This window comes from Pseudoalteromonas sp. MQS005 (genome assembly GCF_001661605.1).
In the GTDB taxonomy this organism is placed as follows: Bacteria; Pseudomonadota; Gammaproteobacteria; order Enterobacterales; family Alteromonadaceae; genus Pseudoalteromonas; species Pseudoalteromonas tetraodonis.
Window position 1 is genome coordinate 1 of the sequence record NZ_LYRQ01000066.1, and the last position, 21958, is coordinate 21958.

The window sequence follows — 21958 nt, forward strand, 5'->3', positions numbered from 1 at the left end:
AATTGTATATTTGGTTAATCTGTCGTTAATATAATAAAGAATCAAAAACCCAAAATCATAAATCACTGAATTTAAAAAATTTAATATTTGGTATAAGGCTTGCTTTGAAATAACCAGCAATCATAAAAGGATAATTTAAATGTCTGTTAAAATTGAAGACCGCCCTATTGAGCAAGTTCGTGAGCAAGTGATTGATCAGCTCATTTATAACTACAGCCATGGTGTTATTTCTGTAGAAGCATTTGAAAGGCGCTTAGACGACGCCATGGCAGCGAGTGACAATAAAGCACTTATGGATCTCGTTGAAGATTTAACCTTAAATACTGACCAACAATATAAGGCGCAAAAGCACTCTCAGTTTGCACCTAATTATAGCGCGCAGCATGAGACTGATGAAGAGCCACTTACATTAAGAAGCATTCTTGGTTCGAGTGAACGAAGCGGCCAATGGGTAGTTCCTCAAAACATTTATATAGAAAACTACATGGGGTCAATCAATCTTGATTTTACGGATGCTATTTTTACCCACCAACATGTCACTATTCACGTTAATTGTTACTTTGGCAGCGAAGAAATATATGTACCAGAGCACGTTAATGTAGTTTCTAAAATGTTTTGTATTTTAGGCAGTTTTGAAAATAAAACAGTGTCACTTAATAAGCGCCAAGGGCCAACGATTCACATTGAAGGAAAAACTGTTTTAGGCTCTGTGGAAGTTAAAGTTAAGCGCACTATTAAAGAAAAATTTATTAGCTTTGCAAATGATCTAAAAACTCAACTTGGCATAAATGGTAAACATTATTAAATATGCTAAACATTGAATGAAGCCATAATCGTTGGCTTCATTCATATTATAAGTCGTTATTTCGCTCACTAGGTACATCACTCATGTACTCTACAAACTCAACTTCAAACCCTGCAGGGTCAATATAATAAATGTTTTTTCTAAATGGATTTACAGCACCTTCTTTACTTATTGCAAAGCCCGCATGTTTTAGGCGCGCTATTACTGCATTTAAGTTATTGGTTACATAGGCAAAGTGTGCCAAACCAATTTGATGTCCTGATAGGTCGCGGTTTTTCCCTTCACCGTGATCGCTTATAGCAATATATTGATCGTTATCACCAAAATGTACCCAGCGCATTGTTTTACCATACCAAGTTCCTTCCCCCTCACTTCTAATTGACCAATAGGGAAACGCTGCCTGGTAAAACTTAAGCATGGCGTTTCTGTCACTAACAACTAAATTTACGTGTTCTAATTTCATAACTTTCTTCCTATTAATTGAATATAGAACATCATAAAACCTCAAGTTAACTTTAGGTAAAGCGCTAATTTACAAATTTATTGTCTGTTTTTATTCCGATAAATATATTGAAAGATCATGCCTGTACAAAAAACACTCACAAGTATTTAGGCTTTATGGTTTACTTTATGGCAAAAACCGCTAAAATACGCCGGCTTAAATATATAAACGTTCTTTTACAACCCAAAGGTAATACCATGCATCCAATGTTAAACATTGCGGTTCGCGCTGCGCGTAACGCAGGCAAGCTTATTCTTCGTGCAAGTGAAGACTTATCAAAAGTTGAAGTGCAACAAAAAGGCACTAATGATTTAGTTACGAACATTGATAAAGAAGCCGAAGCCGTAATTCGTGACACTATTTTACGTTCTTACCCTGATCACTGCATCGTTGGTGAAGAGTTAGGCGAACACAAAGGTAAGGATGCTGATTACCAATGGATTGTTGACCCACTTGATGGCACAACTAACTTCATCAAGGGTATCCCTCATTTCGCAGTATCTATTGCACTTAAAGTTAAAGGTCGTTTAGACCAAGCCGTAATTTACGATCCAATTCGTGGCGAGCTTTTCACCGCTTCTCGCGGTCAAGGCGCACAGTTAAACAGCAAACGTTTACGTGTATCTAAAACGGTTGAACTTGCCGGTTCTGTTCTTGCAACAGGTTTCCCTTTCAAACAAAAACACCACTTAGATGCCTATTCTGAAGCGTTTAAAGCATTATTCGTACATACCGCTGATATTCGTCGTGCAGGTTCTGCAGCACTTGATATGGCGTATGTTGCAGCGGGTCGTGTTGATGGTTTCTTTGAAATTGGTTTAAAACCGTGGGATACAGCAGCAGGCGAGCTATTAGTTAAAGAAGCTGGCGGCATGGTTGTTGATTTTGCTGGCGGTAATAACTACAACGTGAGCGGTAACGTTATTTGTGGTGCACCTAAGCTAACACAAGCGATTGTTCGTGAAATGCGCCCAGTATTATCTGAGTCGTTATTACGTTAATCGTAATACCGCACTAAAAAAAGGAGCCGAGGCTCCTTTTTTGCTTTTTGTTAGCCACTTTTTTTACTATTGGATAAACGCACAACAGCGGGTGCAGGCCTTCTTCGATTACAAATAAATAAGTAGCTGTGACGATAACGTTTTGCTTCTTTTTTAGCATCTGTGGCTAATGCCGCTACTTGATGGCTATTTTTACACTGCTGCAGATCCGGCTCAACTAAACCTATCGATAAAGTAAGTAAAGGTACAAACTGCTTTTCGCCCTCTCGATTAGTTGCCCAATACCCTTTTCCAGCAATATGCTCTGGCGTAAAAAATACGCGTGACTGCAATTCAAATTGCGTGATAATGGTATTACAAACCTCCACCGCATCTTTTTTTTCAAACACCACCATAAAGTCATCGCCACCAATATGCCCGACAAAGTTAGCGCTGTGCGCACACGCTTTTACAGTCACATCGGCCAGAAGTTTTATCACGCTGTCCCCACTGGCATAACCATACAGATCGTTAAATTGTTTAAAATGATTTAAATCGATATAAGCTAGTGAAAATGGCTGTTTATGTTGCAGACGCTGCTCTATTACTTCACTAATTGCCACATTACCCGGTAACATGGTTAGAGGGTTAGCATGTTGGGCGTGGCGGATTTTTTCAGCGGTAATGTGCTTTAATATGTCCCTGAGCGGTGCCAAACCTAAATATTTATTATTACTTGTGATAACAATATGGCGACGAATATCAAAGTCTTGCTCTGTTATTTGCTGAGAGACAATATCAAGCATTTGATTTTCATCAACCACCAAAGGCTGTTTATCCATTAACTCAGTGACTTCACATTTATCATAAAGTGCATGCCCGTATGGCGCGGCAAACACTTCTGTTAGCTGATCTTTGTGTAACAGCCCTATTGGCTGCTGATTGCTATTTAAAACGGGTAAGCTAATTATGCGCTTGTCTTGCTCAAAAAGCGCATGAGCTTCTTTACAACGCGTGTGACTGCTAATGGCAGGCTGAGCAACAGCAAGCACCCCGATAGCCATTGATTGTTCAAACTTTGACCCTGCTTGAGTCGATGTAAATGCTTGTAACTGCTTACAGTTATAGTCATAGCTTGGTTGTTGGCTGGGTCTTTCTAACAAAAATCCCTGAACATGACTTATGCCTATACTTTTAACTAAATCGAGTTCTTCAGTACGCTCAATTCCCTCTGCAATCACCGCTGTATTTGTTGCCCGCGCTAACACCACAATTGATTTTAGAAATTCTTTTTTAACTTCGCTTTGATCGCAATGATCAATAAAGTAACGATCAATTTTTACAATATCTGGGCATAACTGCGACCATTGCTTTAGACCGGAATAACCTGCACCAAGATCGTCAATAGCAATAGTGAAGCCTAGCTCTCGATAATGAGCAATGGTTTTTAACAGTAAAAAGCCATCATCTACTTTTTCTTGTTCGGTGACTTCAATCACCACACGATTAGCCGCAAGACCAAACTGTTCAATTAAATGTAAGGTTTCGCCTTTAGGGTGGCTCGGATCGAGTAGAATTTTTGGGCTGACATTTAAAAATAACTTCCCTTGTAGATTTAGTTTTACAAAGTTTTCTATGGCGCGAGAACGGCATAAAAGCTCAAGCTCTGAGATCAATTGATATTTATGAGCCGTTTCGAATAGCTTATTTGGCATCGCTAATGGGCTATTTTTAGGGCCTCGACTCAGCGCTTCATACCCAATAATAGATTGCTTAGTTATATCAAAAATAGGTTGAAACAAGGTTGTTATTGCCCCTTGTTGTAAAATTGACTCTAAGGCTTTACGTTGCTCAGTCACTACTAGCTCTGATCAAAATTAAATAAGAGTGATAAAATATCAAGCTCGTATGACAATTATATGTCTTACACGCTAAGCAATAAAAAACCGCTCACAAGGAGCGGTTTTTTAAAAAGGATAATTTAATCTCAATTAAGGCATTGAGTCTAAATCGGCACCTTCTTTTTCAATCACCTCTGGTATTAAATCTTCTTTACTTACGCCCATGGCAATAGCCACCGAGCTGGCAACGTAAACTGAAGAATAAGTACCAATAAATACACCAAATAATAGTGCGGTAGCAAAGCCATGAATAGTTTGGCCGCCCCATACAAAGAGTGCAATCAATACTAAAATAGTGGTAATTGACGTAACTAAAGTACGATTAAGTGTTTGCGTAAGTGACAGGTCAATAATTTCAATGGTGTCGTCAATACGTACTTTACGGAAGTTTTCACGGATACGGTCTGATACAACAATGGTATCGTTTAGTGAGTAACCTATCACGGCGAGTATTGCAGCCAAAATAGTTAGGTCAAACTCTAAACCAAGCACCGAGAATAAACCAATTGTAATGATTACATCGTGTAATAGTGCCCCCACCGCACCTACAGCAAAGCGCCATTCAAAGCGAAATGCTACGTAAATTAAGATACATATAAGCGCAGTTAACATGGCAAGGCCACCCTGCTCTTTTAAGTCTTCACCTACGCTTGGGCCTACAAACTCAATACGGCGCATTACTACGCTATCATCAGCTTGTTTAAGGGCAGCAATTACTTGGTTACCAATTACTTCTGCTTTTACATCATCACCGCGAGGGGCTAAACGGACCAGTATTTCTTGGCTTGAGCCAAAAAGCTGTACCGATGCATCAGCAAAGTCGTTTTCAGCCAGTACATTACGTACTTTTTTCAGATCGGCAGGTTGTGAAAAACCTACCTCAACTGCTGTACCGCCGGTAAAATCTAAACCGAAATTTAAGCCTTTAACAAAAAGTGACGCCAGCGACGCTATGATTAATAACGTAGAAAAGCCCATTGCCACTTTTCGAAGAGACATGAAACGAAGGGTTTTTCCGCCCAATCTTAAAATTTGCATGTCTGCTCCTTAAATTGAAAGTTTATCAACACGTTTACCACCAATAAATAGGTTGATCACCGCACGGGTACCTACAATTGCTGTAAACATAGAGGTTAAAATACCAATTGCTAGGGTTACCGCAAAGCCTGCAACAGGACCGGTACCAACAGCAAACAAGATAATCGCCGCAATTAATGTGGTGATATTGGCATCAAAAATAGTACTGAAGGCGCTATCGTAACCAAAATGAACCGCTTGTTGAGGGCTGCGGCCATCAGCGAGCTCTTCACGAATACGCTCAAATATAAGTACATTCGCATCAACAGCCATACCCACGGTTAATACAATACCTGCGATACCCGGTAGGGTAAGCGTTGCACCTGGAATTAACGACATTACACCAATAATAAGTACTAAGTTGGCAGCCAGTGCGATATTCGCAACGAGACCAAAACCTTTGTAGTAAATAAGCATAAAGGCCAGTACAAATGCAAAACCTAAGGCTACAGCGGTCATACCTGCTTCAATGTTTTCTTGACCTAGGCTTGGCCCAACCGTACGTTCTTCTACTATTTGAATAGGCGCAACCAGTGCACCCGCGCGAAGTAGTAAACTTAAGTTATGTGCTTCAGCGGGGTTATCAATACCGGTAATACGGAATGAACGGTCAAGACGCGCCTGAATGGTTGCTACGTTAATCACTTCTTCCACTTTAATTGGTGGAAGTGCTTTACCTTCGCTGTCTTTTTTACCCGATGGCTTGTACTCAATAAACACGGTAGCCATACGTTTACCAATAGCACGTTTGGTGAAGGCATTCATTTTTGCCCCACCTTTACTATCGAGTTTAATGCTTACTTGTGGACGCTGGTACTCATCTGCACCTGACTGCGCGCCAGTAATATGGCTACCTTCAAGAATAATGCGCTTTTTTAGTACCACAGGATAACCATCGCGGCTCATGATCATTTCAGTACCCGGTGGGATACGACCTTGAGCAGCGGCGCTTATGTCAGCATTTTCGTCAACTTCACGAAACTCAAGCGTGGCCGTAGCACCTAAAATTTCTTTAGCGCGAGCGGTATCTTGAATCCCTGGTAATTGCACAATAATACGTTCAGCACCTTGGCGCTGAACATTTGGCTCTGCAACCCCAATTTGGTTGATACGATTACGAATAATCGTTTCGTTTTGCTTGATAGCATAGTCACGAATTTCTTTTAGCTTTAGCTCACTCATAGTGGCAAAGAATGCGTTATCGTTACTGCTATCATCAATGTAAACGTTTAATGGGTAACGGCTTTCTAAAAAGCGCTCTGCGGCTTCTTTATCTTCTTCGTTACGCATTTCTACACGCATACGCTCTGAGCCTGCTACGCGGCGCACACTACGATAACGTAGTTTTTCTTCGCGCAGATCGCTACGAAAATCTTGCTCCATTTGCTCAAGCTGATTATCAACCGCAGTGACCATGTCGATTTCCATGGTGAAATGTACACCACCACTTAAATCTAGGCCTAACTTCATTGGGTTACCGCCAAGCGACTTTAACCAAGCCGGTTGTGCAGGAGCCATATTGATAGCTGAGATATAATCGTCACTAAGCGAGTTACGCAATAAGTCTTGCGCTTTTAGTTGGTCTTCAACGTTTTTAAAACGAACAAGAATTTGCCCGTCTTCTAGTTTCGTCGATTTAGCGCTGACGTTATCTTTTTTGAGGATTGCGTTTACTTTGTCTACAACACTGAGGTCGACATCGGTGCCTTTAGCGCCAGAAACTTGTATGGCCGGATCGCGGCCATACAAGTTTGGTGAAGCATATAAAAGGCCAATGGCTAACACAGCTAAAACAAGTAAATACTTCCAAATTGGAAACTTGTTTAACACGGGGCCGTCCTTATTATTTTTATAGCGACTTCATTGTGCCTTTAGGCAGTACAGCAGATACTGCTGATTTTTGTACAGTTACTTCTGCTTGCTCATTTAATGAGATCACGATGAAGTCTTTATCTTCAGCAATTTTTACGATTTTACCCACTAAACCACCTTGGGTTAGCACTTCATCGCCTTTTGCCATCGCGCTCATTAAGCTTTTATGCTCTTTTACGCGCTTTGCTTGCGGGCGGTAAATTAAAAAGTAAAAAACCAAACCAAAAATCGCTAACATAATTAGCATTTCCATACCGCCGCCTGCTGCAGGTGCGCCAGCGCTTGCATGTGCGTTTGAAATAAATAAACTCATAATACTTCCTCTTTAATTTTTAAATTTTAATTTGTTGTATCAGCTAGCTCTGGCACTTCTTGGCCTCGGCGAGCGTAAAAATCGTGTACAAATGTCTCTAGTTGACCTTCGCTAATAGCATTACGCAAACCTTCCATAACACGTTGATAGTATCGTAAGTTATGGATAGTGTTTAGTCGTGCGCCAAGAATTTCGTTACATTTGTCTAAATGATGCAAATAAGCACGCGAATAATTCTTACAGGTATGGCAATCACACTCTGGATCAAGTGGACCAGTATCTGTTTTATGCACTGCATTACGGATTTTTATGATGCCAGTAGTAATAAATAAGTGACCGTTACGTGCATTGCGCGTTGGCATTACACAGTCAAACATATCTATACCACGGCGAACCGACTCAACTAGGTCTTCAGGCTTGCCAACACCCATTAGGTAACGCGGTTTGTTTTCTGGCATTTTATAAGCACAATGATCAAGAATATTAATCATTTCATGTTTAGGCTCACCCACCGATAAACCACCGAGTGCATAACCATCAAAACCAATCTCTTCAAGGCCAGCTTGTGATTGTGCACGAAGCTCAGGATACATACCGCCTTGAATAATACCAAACAATGCTGAAGGGTTGTCGCCATGCCCTTCTTTTGAACGCTTAGCCCAACGAAGAGAAAGCTCCATAGAGTCTTTGGCTTCTTTTTCTGTGGCAGGGTACGGCGTACATTCGTCAAATATCATCACGATATCTGAGCCAAGATCACGCTGCACTTCCATTGACTTTTCTGGCGACATCATAATTTGGTCACCATTTACAGGCGATTGGAACATCACGCCTTCTTCAGTGATTTTACGCATTGCGCCAAGGCTAAATACTTGGAAACCGCCTGAGTCAGTTAAAATTGGGAAGTCCCAATTCATAAAGTCGTGTAAATCACCATGCTGTTTAATGATTTCAGTACCAGGGCGCAACATTAAGTGAAATGTATTGCCCAAACAAATTTGTGCACCCGTTGCTTTTACTTCATCAGGTGTCATACCCTTAACCGTGCCGTAAGTACCTACAGGCATAAACGCCGGTGTTTCTATTACACCTCGGTCAAAAATCAAGCGGCCGCGGCGCGCTTTACCATCAGTGCAGTCTAATTCAAATTTCATAATATCCTCTGTGTCGGAAAAACAGTCCAACAAGCTATAATTTAACCGCTCGATTCTACCCTTTTTACCACCCTATTACTATTAGCAGTGAGAAATTCACTGTGCTTAGGAGTAAATAAAAACCGATGACGCTGTAAATTATTTCCGGGTCAAAAACATCGCATCGCCATAGCTAAAAAAGCGATACTGTTGTTCAATCGCCGTATTGTAAGCGCCCATAATGTTGTCTTGCCCTGCAAAGGCACTAACTAACATGATCAGAGTTGATTCGGGTAAATGGAAGTTAGTTACCATGGCATCAACAACGTTAAATTGATAACCCGGAAAAATAAAGATATCGGTATCGCCAAAGTAAGTATCTAGCTTGCCGCCATGTATTTTTGCTGCAGACTCAAGTGAGCGTACTGAAGTTGTACCTATAGCAATCACTCGTCCGCCTTTGGCTTTGGTGCTTGCAACCGCATCAACCACATCTTGTGGCACTTCAATATATTCAGAGTGCATGATGTGCTCATCAACACTCTCAACTCTTACAGGCTGAAAGGTGCCAGCACCAACGTGCAAGGTTACAAACGCCATTTGCACGCCTTTATCTTTGAGCGCAGCCATGAGTTTATCGTCAAAATGAAGACCTGCTGTAGGTGCAGCAACAGCGCCTGGCTTTTCGCCATATACCGTTTGGTAACGCTCACGGTCGGCTTCGTTATCTGGGCGGTCAATATAAGGAGGAAGCGGCATGTGGCCCACATCATTTAAAATATCGAGCACATTTTCATTGCGGTCAAACTCAAGCTCAAATAAGGTATCATGGCGTGCCACCATAATAGCTTTTGCTTTGCCCTCTAAAATGAGTACATTACCTGGCTTTGGGGATTTACTCGCACGAATATGCGCAAGTACGCGGTGTTCGTCTAATACGCGTTCAACGAGTACCTCAACTTTACCACCAGACTCTTTTTGACCAAACATACGCGCAGGTATAACCTTGGTATTATTAAAAACCAGTAAATCGTTTTCGTTTACAAGCTCAAGTATGTCACTAAATATTTTATGCTCAATCTCACCAGTTGGCCCGTTTAGGCTCAATAAACGGCTACTCGTTCTATCTGCTTTAGGAAAACGAGCAATTAATTCATCAGGTAAGTCAAAGCTAAAATCAGCTACGCGCATTATTAGAATTCCACATCATTTAAAATCGCGCCAAGTGTATACCCAAACCACCTCAAAATGCGAGTTTCAGTTGGAATTAAAAGCGATTTAGGCAAGGCATAGATTGCAAATAATAGTGGTTCTATTATTAATATCAATAACGCAGTATAAATCGCTTTTAAACCAACCCGTGGGCGTTTCACAGGGGCATACTCTCATCGTTGCTACTTCTTGAAAGGGACTACCATTACTGCAAAGTATCGCCTTGATATTAAGCCCCTGTGAAGCGCTGAATTCTGCATTTTGAGGTGGTTTGGGTATTTAACTATTAGAATGAAGCTCAAGATATCCCACATATTCCCCCTAATTAGCCACCAATGAACTACATTTAAAATAGCGGTTAAATACGCTTGTTCTTATCGCTAAATATCATTACTCTTACTGTTTTATGATCTGCATCTCTCGGAGTGGTACCTACGTGGCAAAACAGCTTAAATTGCTAATATTGAATGCAAGTAATGATGAGCGCCAGACTATTCGTGCCACGTTAGAGAGGCTTAATGTGTTTGAGTTCATTGAAGCATCAGACAGCCAAGACGCCCTAAAAATATTAAAAAATCAAAGCGTAAATATAATCATAACTGGCTTAGATGTAGGTAAAATTGATGGTTGGCGGTTTTCCCGTATGATCCGCTCTGGATTACTAAACACGCCTAAAAATACGCCTATTTTACTTATTCCGCCTATTTATTGTGAACGTATCGCCGAGACTACTGCACGAAGTTATGGCATAGATGCGGTACTGCCTTTTGAGCGCCAAGATATTCTGCCGCAAATACTCGCAAATGTGCTGTCGAGCCATTTAGAAAAAAGTAGTCGCTTAAACCTGTTGTTATTAGAACCCTTTGCCAGCAGGGCAAACGACATGAGTGAGCAATTAAAACTTAACTTTGCTATCACCCATGTTACAACTGAGAAAGCGGCGCTAAGTGCTTATAATCAGCAGCCTTTTGCTATCGTGCTACTGGATGCCACAGCGGCACAAGCAGAAAGCTCAAATCAATTAGTCGAAAAAATTCTGCAGCATAACCCTCAGCAAGCCATTGTTACTATTATTGACAAAAACGATGCCGATTACGCCGAGCAGTTATTACTTTCAGGCGTTACCGACTTTATTCGCGCCCCTTACGACCCCTCATTTTTAAATAAAGTCTGTGACCACGCAGCTCGTCGTGAAGACTTTATGGTCAGCTATGCTGAATTTGCTAATAAGGTACAGCAGCTAAGTATTAGTGAAGTAAAATATCGCGACCTGTTTTCAGCACATCAACGTATTTTATTGCACCTAAATACCGTGGTGCTTGAGCTAGACCAGCAAGGCAATATTCGCTTTATAAACCCTGCATGGGAGTCTTTGAGTGGTTTTGGGGTTAAATCGACCTTGAAACAGCCATTAACTGCATTTTGTACCAAAGAGTATAAACAGTCGTTACAATCCACTATTGATGACATTTTACAAGGTGGCGCAAATAAACAAAAAATAGAAGTTAAACTACAACAAAAAAACGGCAATTCGGTGTGGGTTGAATGCCGCCTCCAGCTAATAAAAAATAGCAGTAATAACGCGACCATTACCGCCACACTCGATAATATTCATGAGCGTAAGCAAGCTGAGCTTCAATTACGCCATTTAGCATTGCATGACACGTTAACCGGCCTACATAATCGTTATTACTTCGACCAACAACTTAACTATATTTGCCAAAGCGAAAATACCTATGCAAATATTGAGCATGCGCTGATTTATATCGATCTTGATCACTTTAAAATAATCAACGACAGTAAAGGCCACCAACAAGGCGATATTGTTTTAAAAGAAGTGGCACAACTGTTTATTGCCAATATTAGTAATGAGCACCTGATCTGCCGTGTGGGTGGCGATGAGTTTGCGGTGATCCTTAAAAACACCAATTTATTAGATGCACATTTAATTGCAGAAGGGATTTGTAGTGCCATTGAAGGCAACCAATTTAAGTCAGAAGATCAAGTGTATTCAATTAGCTGCTCTATTGGCTTAACACAAATTACTGCTGATAACTGCGACCCTAATGAATGTTTAAAGCAATCAGATATTGCGTTATATATTGCTAAAAATTTAGGCCGTAACTTAGTACATTGTTATTCAAAACAAGATGGTGAAAACAATGCGCTGCAAACAGGCTTAGAATGGGGTCATGGTGTACGCCAAGCTCTACAACAAGACAGTATAGAACTTCATTATCAACCCATTTGGGACTTTAAAACTAATCAGGTTGCTTACTTTGAAGTACTACTGAGATTAAAGCTCGACGACGAACTTATTTACCCAAATCAATTTATTCCCTCATTGGAAATGCTTAACGACACCTTTTTAATGGATCAATGTGTTATTCGTAACAGTATTGCGAGTGTTGCTGCGCACCCAGAGCTTCTTCAGGTTGCAATAAATTTATCGGCACAATCATTTTTAGATGAGCGTTTACTGCCGTTAATAGAGTCGAGCCTCGAAAAATATCAAGTGCCTCCGTCAAAAATTATTTTTGAAATAACCGAATCGGCTAGCATTAATAATTTGGCTGCCACTCGTAAAATGATTGAACGGTTAAATAATTTAGGCTGCCACTTTTCGATTGATGACTTTGGTACCGGATTTAGTACCTTTAATTATCTTAAACAATTACCAGCCCAACATGTGAAAATTGACGGCTCATTTGTCCGCGATATGCTTAACGACTCCATTGATTTAGCGCTAGTAAAAGCTATAAACGACATCAGTCGGTCACTAGATAAGCGCTCTGTGGCTGAATATGTGGAAACCGCTGAAGTATTTTTTGCACTCAAAGAAATAGGCGTAGACTACGGGCAAGGCTATTTTATTGCTCGCCCTGTCCCTATCGACAAGGTACTGATTGAATTAGAAAAAATAAAGAACAACCCTATTTTTTATCAAGATACCCTCACATCACTATAAACATTAATAAACAAATTTAAGCAATTTATTACTACCAAAATTGCCCATCTAACCTATACTTTGCTTATCGGCAGCACAATGTCATGAAAATTAAGTGATTACCTTGATTTTACATGACATCTTTATTTCTTATCGTCTAGATGTCTATACTCTTAAAGATGGACATTTGGTCATAAGGAGGATGTTTATGACGCAACTAATCACGTTATTATTGTTTATACACTTTGCTATTGCGCTTCAATGTTACAAGTATGCCCAGATTAAAGGCTACCATGTAAAAACCTTTACAGTGCTTGGACTGGTGCCTTACTTCAATGTTGTTGTGTGGGTTTACTTATTGTTTTTACCGCCTCTAGAGAGCTACCATGGCCAGCACAAGCAGCCACTTTAATTCCCTGTGTTATTGAGCGTATTATCTCTAATACGCTTTTTTTACGTTACTTAAAATCAACACTGCACTGCTTTTTCAAAAAGACCTCTAACTGTTGGCTAAACAATTTAAAGTCACGAATCCGCCCCGTTGTTTTGCGCCACAGTACACCAATATCACGATAGGCATCACCTTGTGATGGCGTAGCAAGCATGTTTTTGTTTTCTAAAATACCCGCGTTAATCGCCATTTGCGGTAAAAAAGTCACGCCAAGTTTATACTCAACCATACTCAATAAAGTATGTAAGCTAGCTGCCTCAAAGGGATTTATACAGCTAGAGCGGTTTAAATGGCACGCACTGAGCGCATGCCCAGTCATACAGTGCTCTCGCTCAAGTAAAAATACACTCGCTTCTGGTAGTAAATTAAAGTCTTCAATGCCTTTAGCTGGTGTGTAGTCTTTATGGTGCACTAAGCTAAAATGATCTTGTGCAAGTACTTGTGTATGAAATTTATCGGTTTCGTAGGGCAGCGCTAATAGTGCCAAGTCAATTTGCCCATGCTCTAACTTATCAAGTAGCTTGTCGCTGGTATCCTCCACTAAAACTAACTCTAAGTCAGCAAACGTTTGCTGACAAAAGTGATAAAGAGGCGCTGCAATAAAGCTCGCAATCGTGGGAATAACACCGACCGTTAATGTGCCGCTAAGCGGCGTTAAAAAGCTTTTGGTAAGCTCTTTTAAGCTAATAGTGTCGTTAATGATTTTTCTTGAACGCTCAACAACCTCTTCACCAATGGTGGTAAACATAAGGCTGCGATTTTCTCGTTCTATAAGCTGACACCCTAAGGTCTCTTCTAAGTTTTGAATTGCGGTGCTCAGCGTTGACTGGCCAATAAAGCAGGCACTTGCTGCGCGGCCAAAATGTTGATGCTGATGCACAGCTAATAAATACTGTAGCTGCTTTATACTAGGGAGATTGGTCATTTTTCTTTCCACAAATAAAAAGACCCCAACACCAAGGGCGTTGAGATCTTTTCAAGCTAAAAGTCTTTTAAGTACTTTTTATTAAACCCCAAAAGCGGTTCTTAGTACGTAGAAAATAACAATAGCAAGGGCAGCACCAACTGGCAATGTAATTACCCAAGAAACTACAATATTTCTTATTACACCCATATTAAGTGCGGCAATACCACGTGCCATACCTACACCCAACACGGCACCCACTAGGGTTTGTGTGGTTGAGATAGGTAAGCCTGTGCCCGATGCAATAACAACGGTAGATGCAGCGGCTAATTCAGCAGCAAAACCACGGCTTGGTGTTAAATGTGTAATTCCTTCACCAATGGTTTTAATTACTTTTTTGCCTAAAATAGCAAGACCGGCAACAATACCTAAACCACCCAGTGGTAATATCCACCAAGCAATAGCCGCTTTCTTCGCGATTTCACCATTATTTTCAACAATGTTTACAACTGCAGCTAGTGGTCCAATTGCATTAGCAACATCATTAGAACCATGAGCAAATGCCATACAACAGGCTGTTAGCACCATAAGTACTGCAAACACTTTTTCTACATTGTTAAACTGCATTTCTCTATCCGCTTTAGGATCGATATTTAAACGAGAAATCGCAATTTTACCAATAACAGCAACTAGTACCGCTATACCTATAGAAATAGCAAAACCTTCAAAGGTACCTAAATTAATACCAATGTGCTTTAAGCCTTTTTTAATGGTCACAAGTGCCATAATAAAGCCAGCTAAACCCATGTATATTGGTACAAAGCGCTTGGCATTTTTAAGTGGAGCGTCTGTATCAAATATCAGCTTTTGCGCACTCATAAATATTAAGTACGCTATAAAACCTGATATCGCCGGCGTTACAATCCAGCTACCTACGATACCGGCAACCTTACCCCATTGAATAGCCTCTGTGCCTACTGCAACCAGAGCAAAGCCAATAATAGCGCCAATGATTGAATGAGTCGTCGATACCGGCCAGCCTAAAAACGAGGCCATTAATAACCAACTGCCCGCGGCAAATAAAGAGGCGATCATACCTAAAATCATCAATTCAGGAATGTCGGCAAATGGGGCCGCATCAATAATCCCTTTACGAATTGTTGATGTTACTTCACCACCGGCTAAATAAGCACCTGCAAACTCAAAAATCATCGCGATAAAAATCGCTTGTTTAATGGTAAGTGCTTTTGAACCTACTGATGTACCCATCGCGTTGGCAACGTCATTTGCGCCAATACCATAAGCCATAAAAAAGCCGACTGCTGCGGCAATTAAAATTAATACCGTGCCGTAAGATGCAATGATATCCATTGTGTAACCTTAATCTTTCGTGTTTGAACTGATTTTAAATTAACGAGCTAACATCAGCTCAAGACGTGATCCTACGCGCTCTGCAATATCTGCAAGCTCGCCAACCCATTCAATGATTTTGTATAAAAACATTACATCTACAGGATTTAGCTCACTTTCTACTTTACGTAGTTGGCGGCGTATTCTAATTTGCATTTCATCCGTGTCTTGTTCTATGGCATCCAATTCTACGAGCATTTTTTCAACCAGAGTAACTTCTCTGCCTTTAAAGCCCGTTTCTAACAATTCTTCTAATTCATTAATCGCTTTAGATGCTTGTTTTGTTGCATCAACACAACGAGTTACATACGCCAAAAAGTCTTCTTGAATCTCTTTTGGTATGATCATCTCACGACCAATTACACGCCCAGCAATGTCTTTTGCCTTATTAGCAATTTTGTCTTGTTGGGTTACTAATTCGAGAAGGTCTGTACGCTCTACCGGCATGAATAATCCGCCAGGTAGTTGTAAGCGTATAGTTCTTTTCATTTCATCGGCTTCACGTTCTAAATTACGAATAGTTAAACGTAGCTCTTCAGCTTGTTGCCATTCTTCTTTAAAAACATGATTAAAAAAAGGTATCAAACTTTCGCTTGCTTGATGCGCTTTTCTGATGTGTTCTTCTATTGGTTTTATAGGTGATTTTGCAAAAACACCTAAAAAATTTGTTGGCATAACTGACCCTTTAATCAATTCAATATGCTGTTCAGCGTGAATTTTACAGCATTAAGCTAGATTGTGAACGCTTTTTCTCATTCAATTATTTACAAAAAATAAAAAAGGCAGTGTATTACTGCCTTTCTTATTTTCTAGTTATTCGTATCACTACAGTGATTTTTCAATATCTTCTTGAGATGTATGACGAATATCTTTACCGTTTACAAAATAAATGACATATTCAGCGATGTTTTGACAACGATCACCGATACGCTCTAATGAGCGAACAGACCATACTAAATCCATGATTTTTGGAATTGAGCGCGGATCTTCCATCATGTACGTCATTATTTGACGGGTGATAGCTTCATACTCTCTATCTACTTTAGCATCCTCTTTATGCACTTCAAATGCACGTTGCACATCCATACGTGCAAATGCATCTAAAACGTCATGCAGCATTTTAGATACTTGGCGACCCATATTTTCAATATTTACTAATAAATCTTGTTGATCCTTAGTAAATGAGTCTAGTGCAACTTTAGCAATTCGCTTAGCTTCATCACCAATTCTTTCTAAATCAGCAATGGTTTTTGCTATTGCCACCACTAAACGCAGGTCACTAGCCGCGGGCTGACGACGCGCGATAATGCGAGTACAGTCTTCATCAATACTCACTTCCATTGCATTAACTTTATAATCATTCTCACGCACTTTTTGTGCTAGTACCGCATCGTTTTGACTTACCGCGTCAAGGGCACTATTTAGTTGCTGCTCAACCAGTCCACCCATGCTTAACACATGGTTACGGACATCTTCTAGTTCTTGATTAAAACGACCAGAAATATGTTTATTAATGTTGTGTTCCATAATGACCTTCTTTAATAATTCATTGTTTTAGCGTTTTAACCCGACTAGCCGTAGCGTCCGGTAATATAATCTTCAGTTTTTTTCTTCGTTGGTGTGGTAAATAAGGTATTGGTATCTGAATACTCAATGAGCTCACCCATATACATAAACGCGGTTTGATCAGATACCCGCGCTGCTTGTTGCATGTTATGAGTAACAATAACCACAGTAAATTTATTCTTTAAATCATTAATTAGTTCTTCAATCACTAAAGTTGAAATCGGGTCGAGTGCTGATGTTGGTTCATCAAGTAATAATACCTCTGGCTCTATCGCAATTGAGCGAGCAATAACTAAACGCTGCTGCTGACCACCCGATAAACCAAATGCGCTATCGTGAAGTCTGTCTTTTACTTCATCCCAAAGAGCCGCACCACGTAGCGATTGCTCTACCACTTCATCAAGCTTACGCTTTTCTTTAATCCCTTGCAGGCGAAGACCGTAAACCACATTCTCGTAGATTGATTTAGGAAACGGGTTTGGACGCTGAAACACCATGCCAACATTGCGACGAAGCGCAGCAACATCTACGCTTTTGTCGTAAATATTTTGCCCGTGCAGCATTATTTCGCCTTCTATGCGACAAATATCAACCAAGTCATTCATACGGTTAATACAACGCAGCAAAGTTGACTTACCACAACCCGACGGACCGATAAATGCCGTTACTTGGCCTTTCGGAATGTTCATATTTACTTTACTCAGTGCTTGTTTATCACCGTAGTAAAGGTCGAGATCTTTAATTTCTAGCGCTTTTTGTTCGTCTGTTAAATTATTTAAATCTAACTTCAAGCTTGGCTTTGCTTGGTTTACTTTTGGAGCGACTGTAATCATGTTTGTTACCTATACTAAATTAATGCTCAAGCGATCTGAATTTTTCACGTAAATGGTTACGTATACCAATGGCGGTGATGTTAAGGGTAATAATAACCGACACTAACAAAAAGGCCGTTGCATATACCAGCGGACGCGCCGCTTCAACGTTAGGGCTTTGAAAACCAACATCGTAAATATGAAAACCTAAGTGCATGAACTTTCTATCTAAGTGTATGTAAGGGAAGTTACCATCAAGCGGCAACGTTGGTGCCATTTTTACCACACCCACCAGCATAAGCGGTGCAACTTCACCCGCAGCACGAGCAACCGCTAAAATTAACCCCGTCATAATAGCAGGGCTGGCCATAGGAATAATGATTCGCCATAACGTTTCTACCTTAGTCGCGCCCAGTGCTAATGAACCATCACGTACTGTGCTTGGAATACGAGATAAACCTTCCTCGGTTGACACAATTACCACAGGCAGAGTTAATATAGCCAAGGTGAGTGCCGACCACATCACACCGGGTGTACCAAATACAGGCGTAGGCGATGACTCTGGGTAAAATAGTTGGTCAACACTGCCACCTACCATATACACAAAGAAACCTAGACCGAATACACCATATACAATTGACGGAACACCCGCTAAGTTAATAACCGCAATACGGATCATTTTAGTAATTGCGTTTTTAGCTGCATATTCATGCAAATAAATGGCGGCAACCACACCAAATGGCGTCACAATCACAGCCATTAACATCACCATGAATACCGTACCAAAGATAGCAGGAAATACACCGCCTTCGGTATTGGCTTCACGTGGGTCATCTGAAACAAACTTGCCTAACTGCACAAAGTAATGGCCTAGTTTAGCAAAAAAGCCCATGTCGTTTGGAAACCATACATCCAACACTTGATAAAGCGGGATAGTAACAATCTCACCACGCATATCTTTCACAGTTACTTGGTCACGCTTAGCTTGGTTACGCAGTGCAAATAACTCTTTTTCAAGCTCACCATATTGCGCACGTAAATCAGCACGGGCTTGAGCAAGTTCAGCTACGCGCTCATCAGTTAGCTCGTTATCAAGCAAATAGGCTTTTTCCTGCAAACGTAAACGCTCTAACTCGTAGTTTATATGACCAATATCACCATTTTGTAAATCCAGTGCTTCGTCATTTAAGTCAACCGCACGCTCTACAAGATCATGTAATGTTTCAACTTTATCTGTAGTTATTGTTTCACCATCTTTGATTACTGATTCTACATAACCGTAAAAGTTACCGTTTTTGCTACGCTCAAATACCGCGAGTGCTTTTGGTGCTGAGCTTTGTGTAATATCAGTTTCAAGTATCCAGCGAAAGTCTAAATCTACATACTCTCGGTTACCGGTTTTAATTAGTAAACGCTCAACCTCGTCTTTTTCAAATTTAGAAACATCAATACCGGTTGCCGCTAAACGCGACTTAGGTACTAATTCACGGTCGTAAATTTCACCAATAACGGTTTGTTTAGTAATCGAGCCTTCAAGCTCATATTGCATAACTTGAGATGGCCAAAAAAAGCTTAATCCCTTCCATGCAATCATGGCGAGTAAACCAATTACTGAAATTAAACTGATGCTGACGGCACCACCGGTCATCCAAATCCAAGGAGAACCAGACCTAAACCACTGCTTTACCATGTCGTGTTTCTCCACTTACATTGAGCTATATTTTTCACGCAGCTGCTGACGAACAAATTCAGCAACGGTGTTGAAAATAAAGGTAAATATGAATAATACAAAGGCGGCTAAGAATAGAATTCGATAATGCGAACTCCCCACTTCCGACTCTGGCATTTCGACGGCAATATTAGCGGCTAAGGTACGCATACCTTGGAAAATACTCCAATCCATAATCGGCGTATTACCGGTTGCCATCAGTACAATCATGGTTTCGCCTACGGCGCGACCTAACCCCATCATGACCGCAGAGAAAATACCTGGGCTAGCCGTTAGTAACACCACGCGAATTAGCGTTTGCCACTGCGTTGCACCTAATGCTAACGAGCCATTAGATAAATGCTTAGGAACGCTGAATACCGCATCTTCCGCAATTGAGAAGATAGTGGGAATAACCGCAAAGCCCATCGCAATACCAACCACAAGCGAGTTACGCTGATCGAAAGTCATACCAAGCTCATTGGTTAAGTATTGACGCACATTGCCATCAAACATCCACAGTTCAATACTTTCGCTCATCGCAAATGACAACCAACCAATAAATAACACCACAGGAATTAATAAAATTGAATGTGAGCCTTCAGGAATTTTATGGCGAATAGCTGCAGGTAATTTAGTCCAACCTAAAGCGGTTGCTAAAATACCTAATGGCAGTAATACGAGTAAGCCAACAATAGCCGGCAGGTGCTCTTCAATTAAAGGCGCTAACCACAAGCCAGCTAAAAAGCCGAGTATTACCGTTGGCAGAGCTTCCATTATTTCAACGGTCGGCTTAACTACGCGACGTAATTCGCTCGACATAAAGTAAGCGGTGTAAATAGCGGCTGAAATAGCAATAGGCACAGCAAATAACATTGCATACATAGCAGCCTTTAAAGTACCAAATGAAATTGGTACCAGTGAGAACTTAGATTCAAAATCATCACTTGCAGACGTTGATTGCCAAATATAACCCGGCTCAGGGTAACCCTCGTACCATACTTCTTGCCAAAGCGCTGACCACGTTACTTCTGGGTGTTCGTTATGAATTTCTAATACCGTTAGCTTGTTATCAGCCAAAATCAGCGCGGCATTTGAACGCGGAGCAATAGCAAACTGTTCAATTGCACCTTCACTGACTTTACCTTGCCACAACTTTGCTTCACTGGTTGTGTAATAAACACCTAGCTCACCATTTTGACCGGTTGTAAAAAAGGTGCGACGGTAAAACTCAGTAAAAATATTTAGCTTACTTTGCTTAGTGGTTTCAAACGAACGAATTTTTTGAAACTCGCGACCTGAGTCAGTGTTTACTTCAAACCACTGCGATATTTCACCATTATCATTGGCCAACATCAGGGAGTTAGCGCCAGCTAATAGTTGTGATGACACAATATTAGCGTTTTCTTCGTTGGCAGATAATAATTGGATTTGCTCTACTTCACTTGGGTAGCGAGTATCGAATACATAAATTTGATTAGCAGAGCGAACAAATGTGCGGGTGGTATCCGGCGACATTAATAACTCATCTACGCGACCATCAACGTTCAATTCGGTACGTTCAACTTGCCATTCGACTTCACCGGTAAACATATTTTCTTCGGCTACAAAGCTGCTAAATACCACACGTTTATCGGCGGTAAGTGCCACAACGGCTGTTTTGTCCTCATAATGGCTAAAGGCAAAACGCTTAATAGCAGCACCTTGTTTATCAACTTCTAACGCCATCTCACCCAATGGATAACCTAAACGCGGGCTTAATTTACGTTCATTATTAGGGAAGGTGACTAAAAACTTAGGCGCAACAATAGTCACGGTGCCATTTTCTAAGCCATACGCATAATGACCTTGAAAAGGAGCACTATTTGCAAAGCTGGTTACCTTCGCAGGTAAAGTGGCATTAAGTGTTTTTAGTTTTTTACCAAAGTTTGCTTTATCAACACTATAAAAGTTAACTTGACCTTGATTATCAAGTAAGTAAGCAACCTCAGTTTGCTCTTCAACACCAAGCCCAACTATTTGCTCAGCATTAGCAACATTAAAGCTAGCGCGCTTTTCAACTTTAGCTGACTCGAAAATAGGCTGCACTACATAAAGAAGGTAAAAAAAGATCAATAGCAGTGCTATTAATACCATTATACCGCCTGCGGTTATGCCAAACTTAGCAAACCGGTCTTTAAATAGACGGCTTCGATCCGTATTAAAAGTCGGTTTATTCGGATTTGAAGTCATCAAAACACCCTTATATCTTAACGTTGGGCGCATTATATTTCATCAAAGTGACAGTAATGTTACAGTCGTAATAATTCTTTACTGGAACCACAAAATAATATTAAAGTATTGTTTTATTAAATAATTGTATTTA

General features: G+C 40.6%; 18 protein-coding genes. 4 read left to right on the forward strand and 14 right to left on the reverse strand.

What is annotated here, in order from left to right; genetic code table 11:
- Positions 1 to 139 precede the first annotated feature (139 nt).
- Positions 140 to 805 carry a LiaF domain-containing protein gene (locus tag A9479_RS17445; RefSeq protein ID WP_064664126.1) on the forward strand — a complete coding sequence of 222 codons (666 nt, stop codon included), beginning with the start codon at positions 140 to 142 and terminating at the stop codon, positions 803 to 805.
- A 46-nt stretch (positions 806 to 851) separates the two neighbouring features.
- On the opposite strand, the gene A9479_RS17450 is transcribed toward A9479_RS17445, so the two are convergent.
- The gene (locus tag A9479_RS17450; RefSeq protein WP_064664127.1) at positions 852 to 1268 is read right to left on the reverse strand and encodes a VOC family protein; all 417 of its coding nucleotides are present in this window, start codon (positions 1266 to 1268) and stop codon (positions 852 to 854) included.
- A 236-nt stretch (positions 1269 to 1504) separates the two neighbouring features.
- Between A9479_RS17450 and suhB the strand changes: the two genes are divergently transcribed.
- A complete protein-coding gene (gene suhB, locus A9479_RS17455) occupies positions 1505 to 2308 on the forward strand; it encodes an inositol-1-monophosphatase (RefSeq protein WP_010391751.1) in 804 nt (267 codons plus the stop codon).
- 50 nt (positions 2309 to 2358) lie between these two features.
- On the opposite strand, the gene A9479_RS17460 is transcribed toward suhB, so the two are convergent.
- The 6 genes from A9479_RS17460 to queA all read right to left on the reverse strand — a co-directional run bounded on the left by A9479_RS17460 (position 2359) and on the right by queA (position 9774).
- Positions 2359 to 4146: a bifunctional diguanylate cyclase/phosphodiesterase gene (locus A9479_RS17460; protein ID WP_033103724.1), complete on the reverse strand. Its 1788-nt coding sequence runs from the start codon at positions 4144 to 4146 to the stop codon at positions 2359 to 2361.
- A gap of 132 nt (positions 4147 to 4278) precedes the next feature.
- A complete protein-coding gene (gene secF, locus A9479_RS17465; RefSeq protein WP_013465987.1) occupies positions 4279 to 5226 on the reverse strand; it encodes a protein translocase subunit SecF in 948 nt (315 codons plus the stop codon).
- Positions 5227 to 5235: 9 nt separating this feature from the next.
- The gene (gene secD / locus A9479_RS17470) at positions 5236 to 7095 is read right to left on the reverse strand and encodes a protein translocase subunit SecD (protein WP_013465988.1); all 1860 of its coding nucleotides are present in this window, start codon (positions 7093 to 7095) and stop codon (positions 5236 to 5238) included.
- A gap of 19 nt (positions 7096 to 7114) precedes the next feature.
- Complete coding sequence (gene yajC, locus A9479_RS17475) at positions 7115 to 7450, reverse strand: preprotein translocase subunit YajC (RefSeq protein ID WP_010391747.1); 336 nt, start codon at positions 7448 to 7450, stop codon at positions 7115 to 7117.
- 26 nt (positions 7451 to 7476) lie between these two features.
- On the reverse strand, positions 7477 to 8604 hold the full coding sequence (gene tgt, locus A9479_RS17480) for a tRNA guanosine(34) transglycosylase Tgt (RefSeq protein ID WP_028835575.1): 1128 nt from the start codon (positions 8602 to 8604) through the stop codon (positions 7477 to 7479).
- 138 nt (positions 8605 to 8742) lie between these two features.
- On the reverse strand, positions 8743 to 9774 hold the full coding sequence (queA, locus tag A9479_RS17485) for a tRNA preQ1(34) S-adenosylmethionine ribosyltransferase-isomerase QueA (protein WP_058155303.1): 1032 nt from the start codon (positions 9772 to 9774) through the stop codon (positions 8743 to 8745).
- A 457-nt stretch (positions 9775 to 10231) separates the two neighbouring features.
- Between queA and A9479_RS17495 the strand changes: the two genes are divergently transcribed.
- Together A9479_RS17495 and A9479_RS17500 are read left to right on the forward strand one after the other, a co-directional pair.
- The gene (locus A9479_RS17495; RefSeq protein WP_008114824.1) at positions 10232 to 12763 is read left to right on the forward strand and encodes an EAL domain-containing protein; all 2532 of its coding nucleotides are present in this window, start codon (positions 10232 to 10234) and stop codon (positions 12761 to 12763) included.
- 187 nt (positions 12764 to 12950) lie between these two features.
- Complete coding sequence (locus A9479_RS17500; protein WP_064664129.1) at positions 12951 to 13154, forward strand: hypothetical protein; 204 nt, start codon at positions 12951 to 12953, stop codon at positions 13152 to 13154.
- A gap of 46 nt (positions 13155 to 13200) precedes the next feature.
- On the opposite strand, the gene A9479_RS17505 is transcribed toward A9479_RS17500, so the two are convergent.
- The 7 genes from A9479_RS17505 to A9479_RS17535 form a co-directional block, all read right to left on the reverse strand.
- Entirely contained in the window at positions 13201 to 14118 is a 918-nt protein-coding gene (locus A9479_RS17505; RefSeq protein WP_013465992.1) for a hydrogen peroxide-inducible genes activator, read from the reverse strand.
- Between the two features lie 81 nt (positions 14119 to 14199).
- Positions 14200 to 15468, reverse strand: coding sequence for an inorganic phosphate transporter (locus A9479_RS17510; RefSeq protein ID WP_008114819.1), 1269 nt, complete (start codon positions 15466 to 15468; stop codon positions 14200 to 14202).
- 39 nt (positions 15469 to 15507) lie between these two features.
- On the reverse strand, positions 15508 to 16182 hold the full coding sequence (locus A9479_RS17515) for a TIGR00153 family protein (RefSeq protein WP_008114817.1): 675 nt from the start codon (positions 16180 to 16182) through the stop codon (positions 15508 to 15510).
- 150 nt (positions 16183 to 16332) lie between these two features.
- Positions 16333 to 17034 carry a phosphate signaling complex protein PhoU gene (gene phoU, locus A9479_RS17520; protein WP_064664130.1) on the reverse strand — a complete coding sequence of 234 codons (702 nt, stop codon included), beginning with the start codon at positions 17032 to 17034 and terminating at the stop codon, positions 16333 to 16335.
- 44 nt (positions 17035 to 17078) lie between these two features.
- A complete protein-coding gene (gene pstB / locus A9479_RS17525; protein ID WP_008114812.1) occupies positions 17079 to 17906 on the reverse strand; it encodes a phosphate ABC transporter ATP-binding protein PstB in 828 nt (275 codons plus the stop codon).
- A gap of 19 nt (positions 17907 to 17925) precedes the next feature.
- Complete coding sequence (gene pstA / locus A9479_RS17530; RefSeq protein WP_013465994.1) at positions 17926 to 19575, reverse strand: phosphate ABC transporter permease PstA; 1650 nt, start codon at positions 19573 to 19575, stop codon at positions 17926 to 17928.
- A gap of 15 nt (positions 19576 to 19590) precedes the next feature.
- Positions 19591 to 21825: an ABC transporter permease subunit gene (locus tag A9479_RS17535; protein ID WP_064664131.1), complete on the reverse strand. Its 2235-nt coding sequence runs from the start codon at positions 21823 to 21825 to the stop codon at positions 19591 to 19593.
- Between the last annotated feature and the right edge of the window lie 133 nt (positions 21826 to 21958).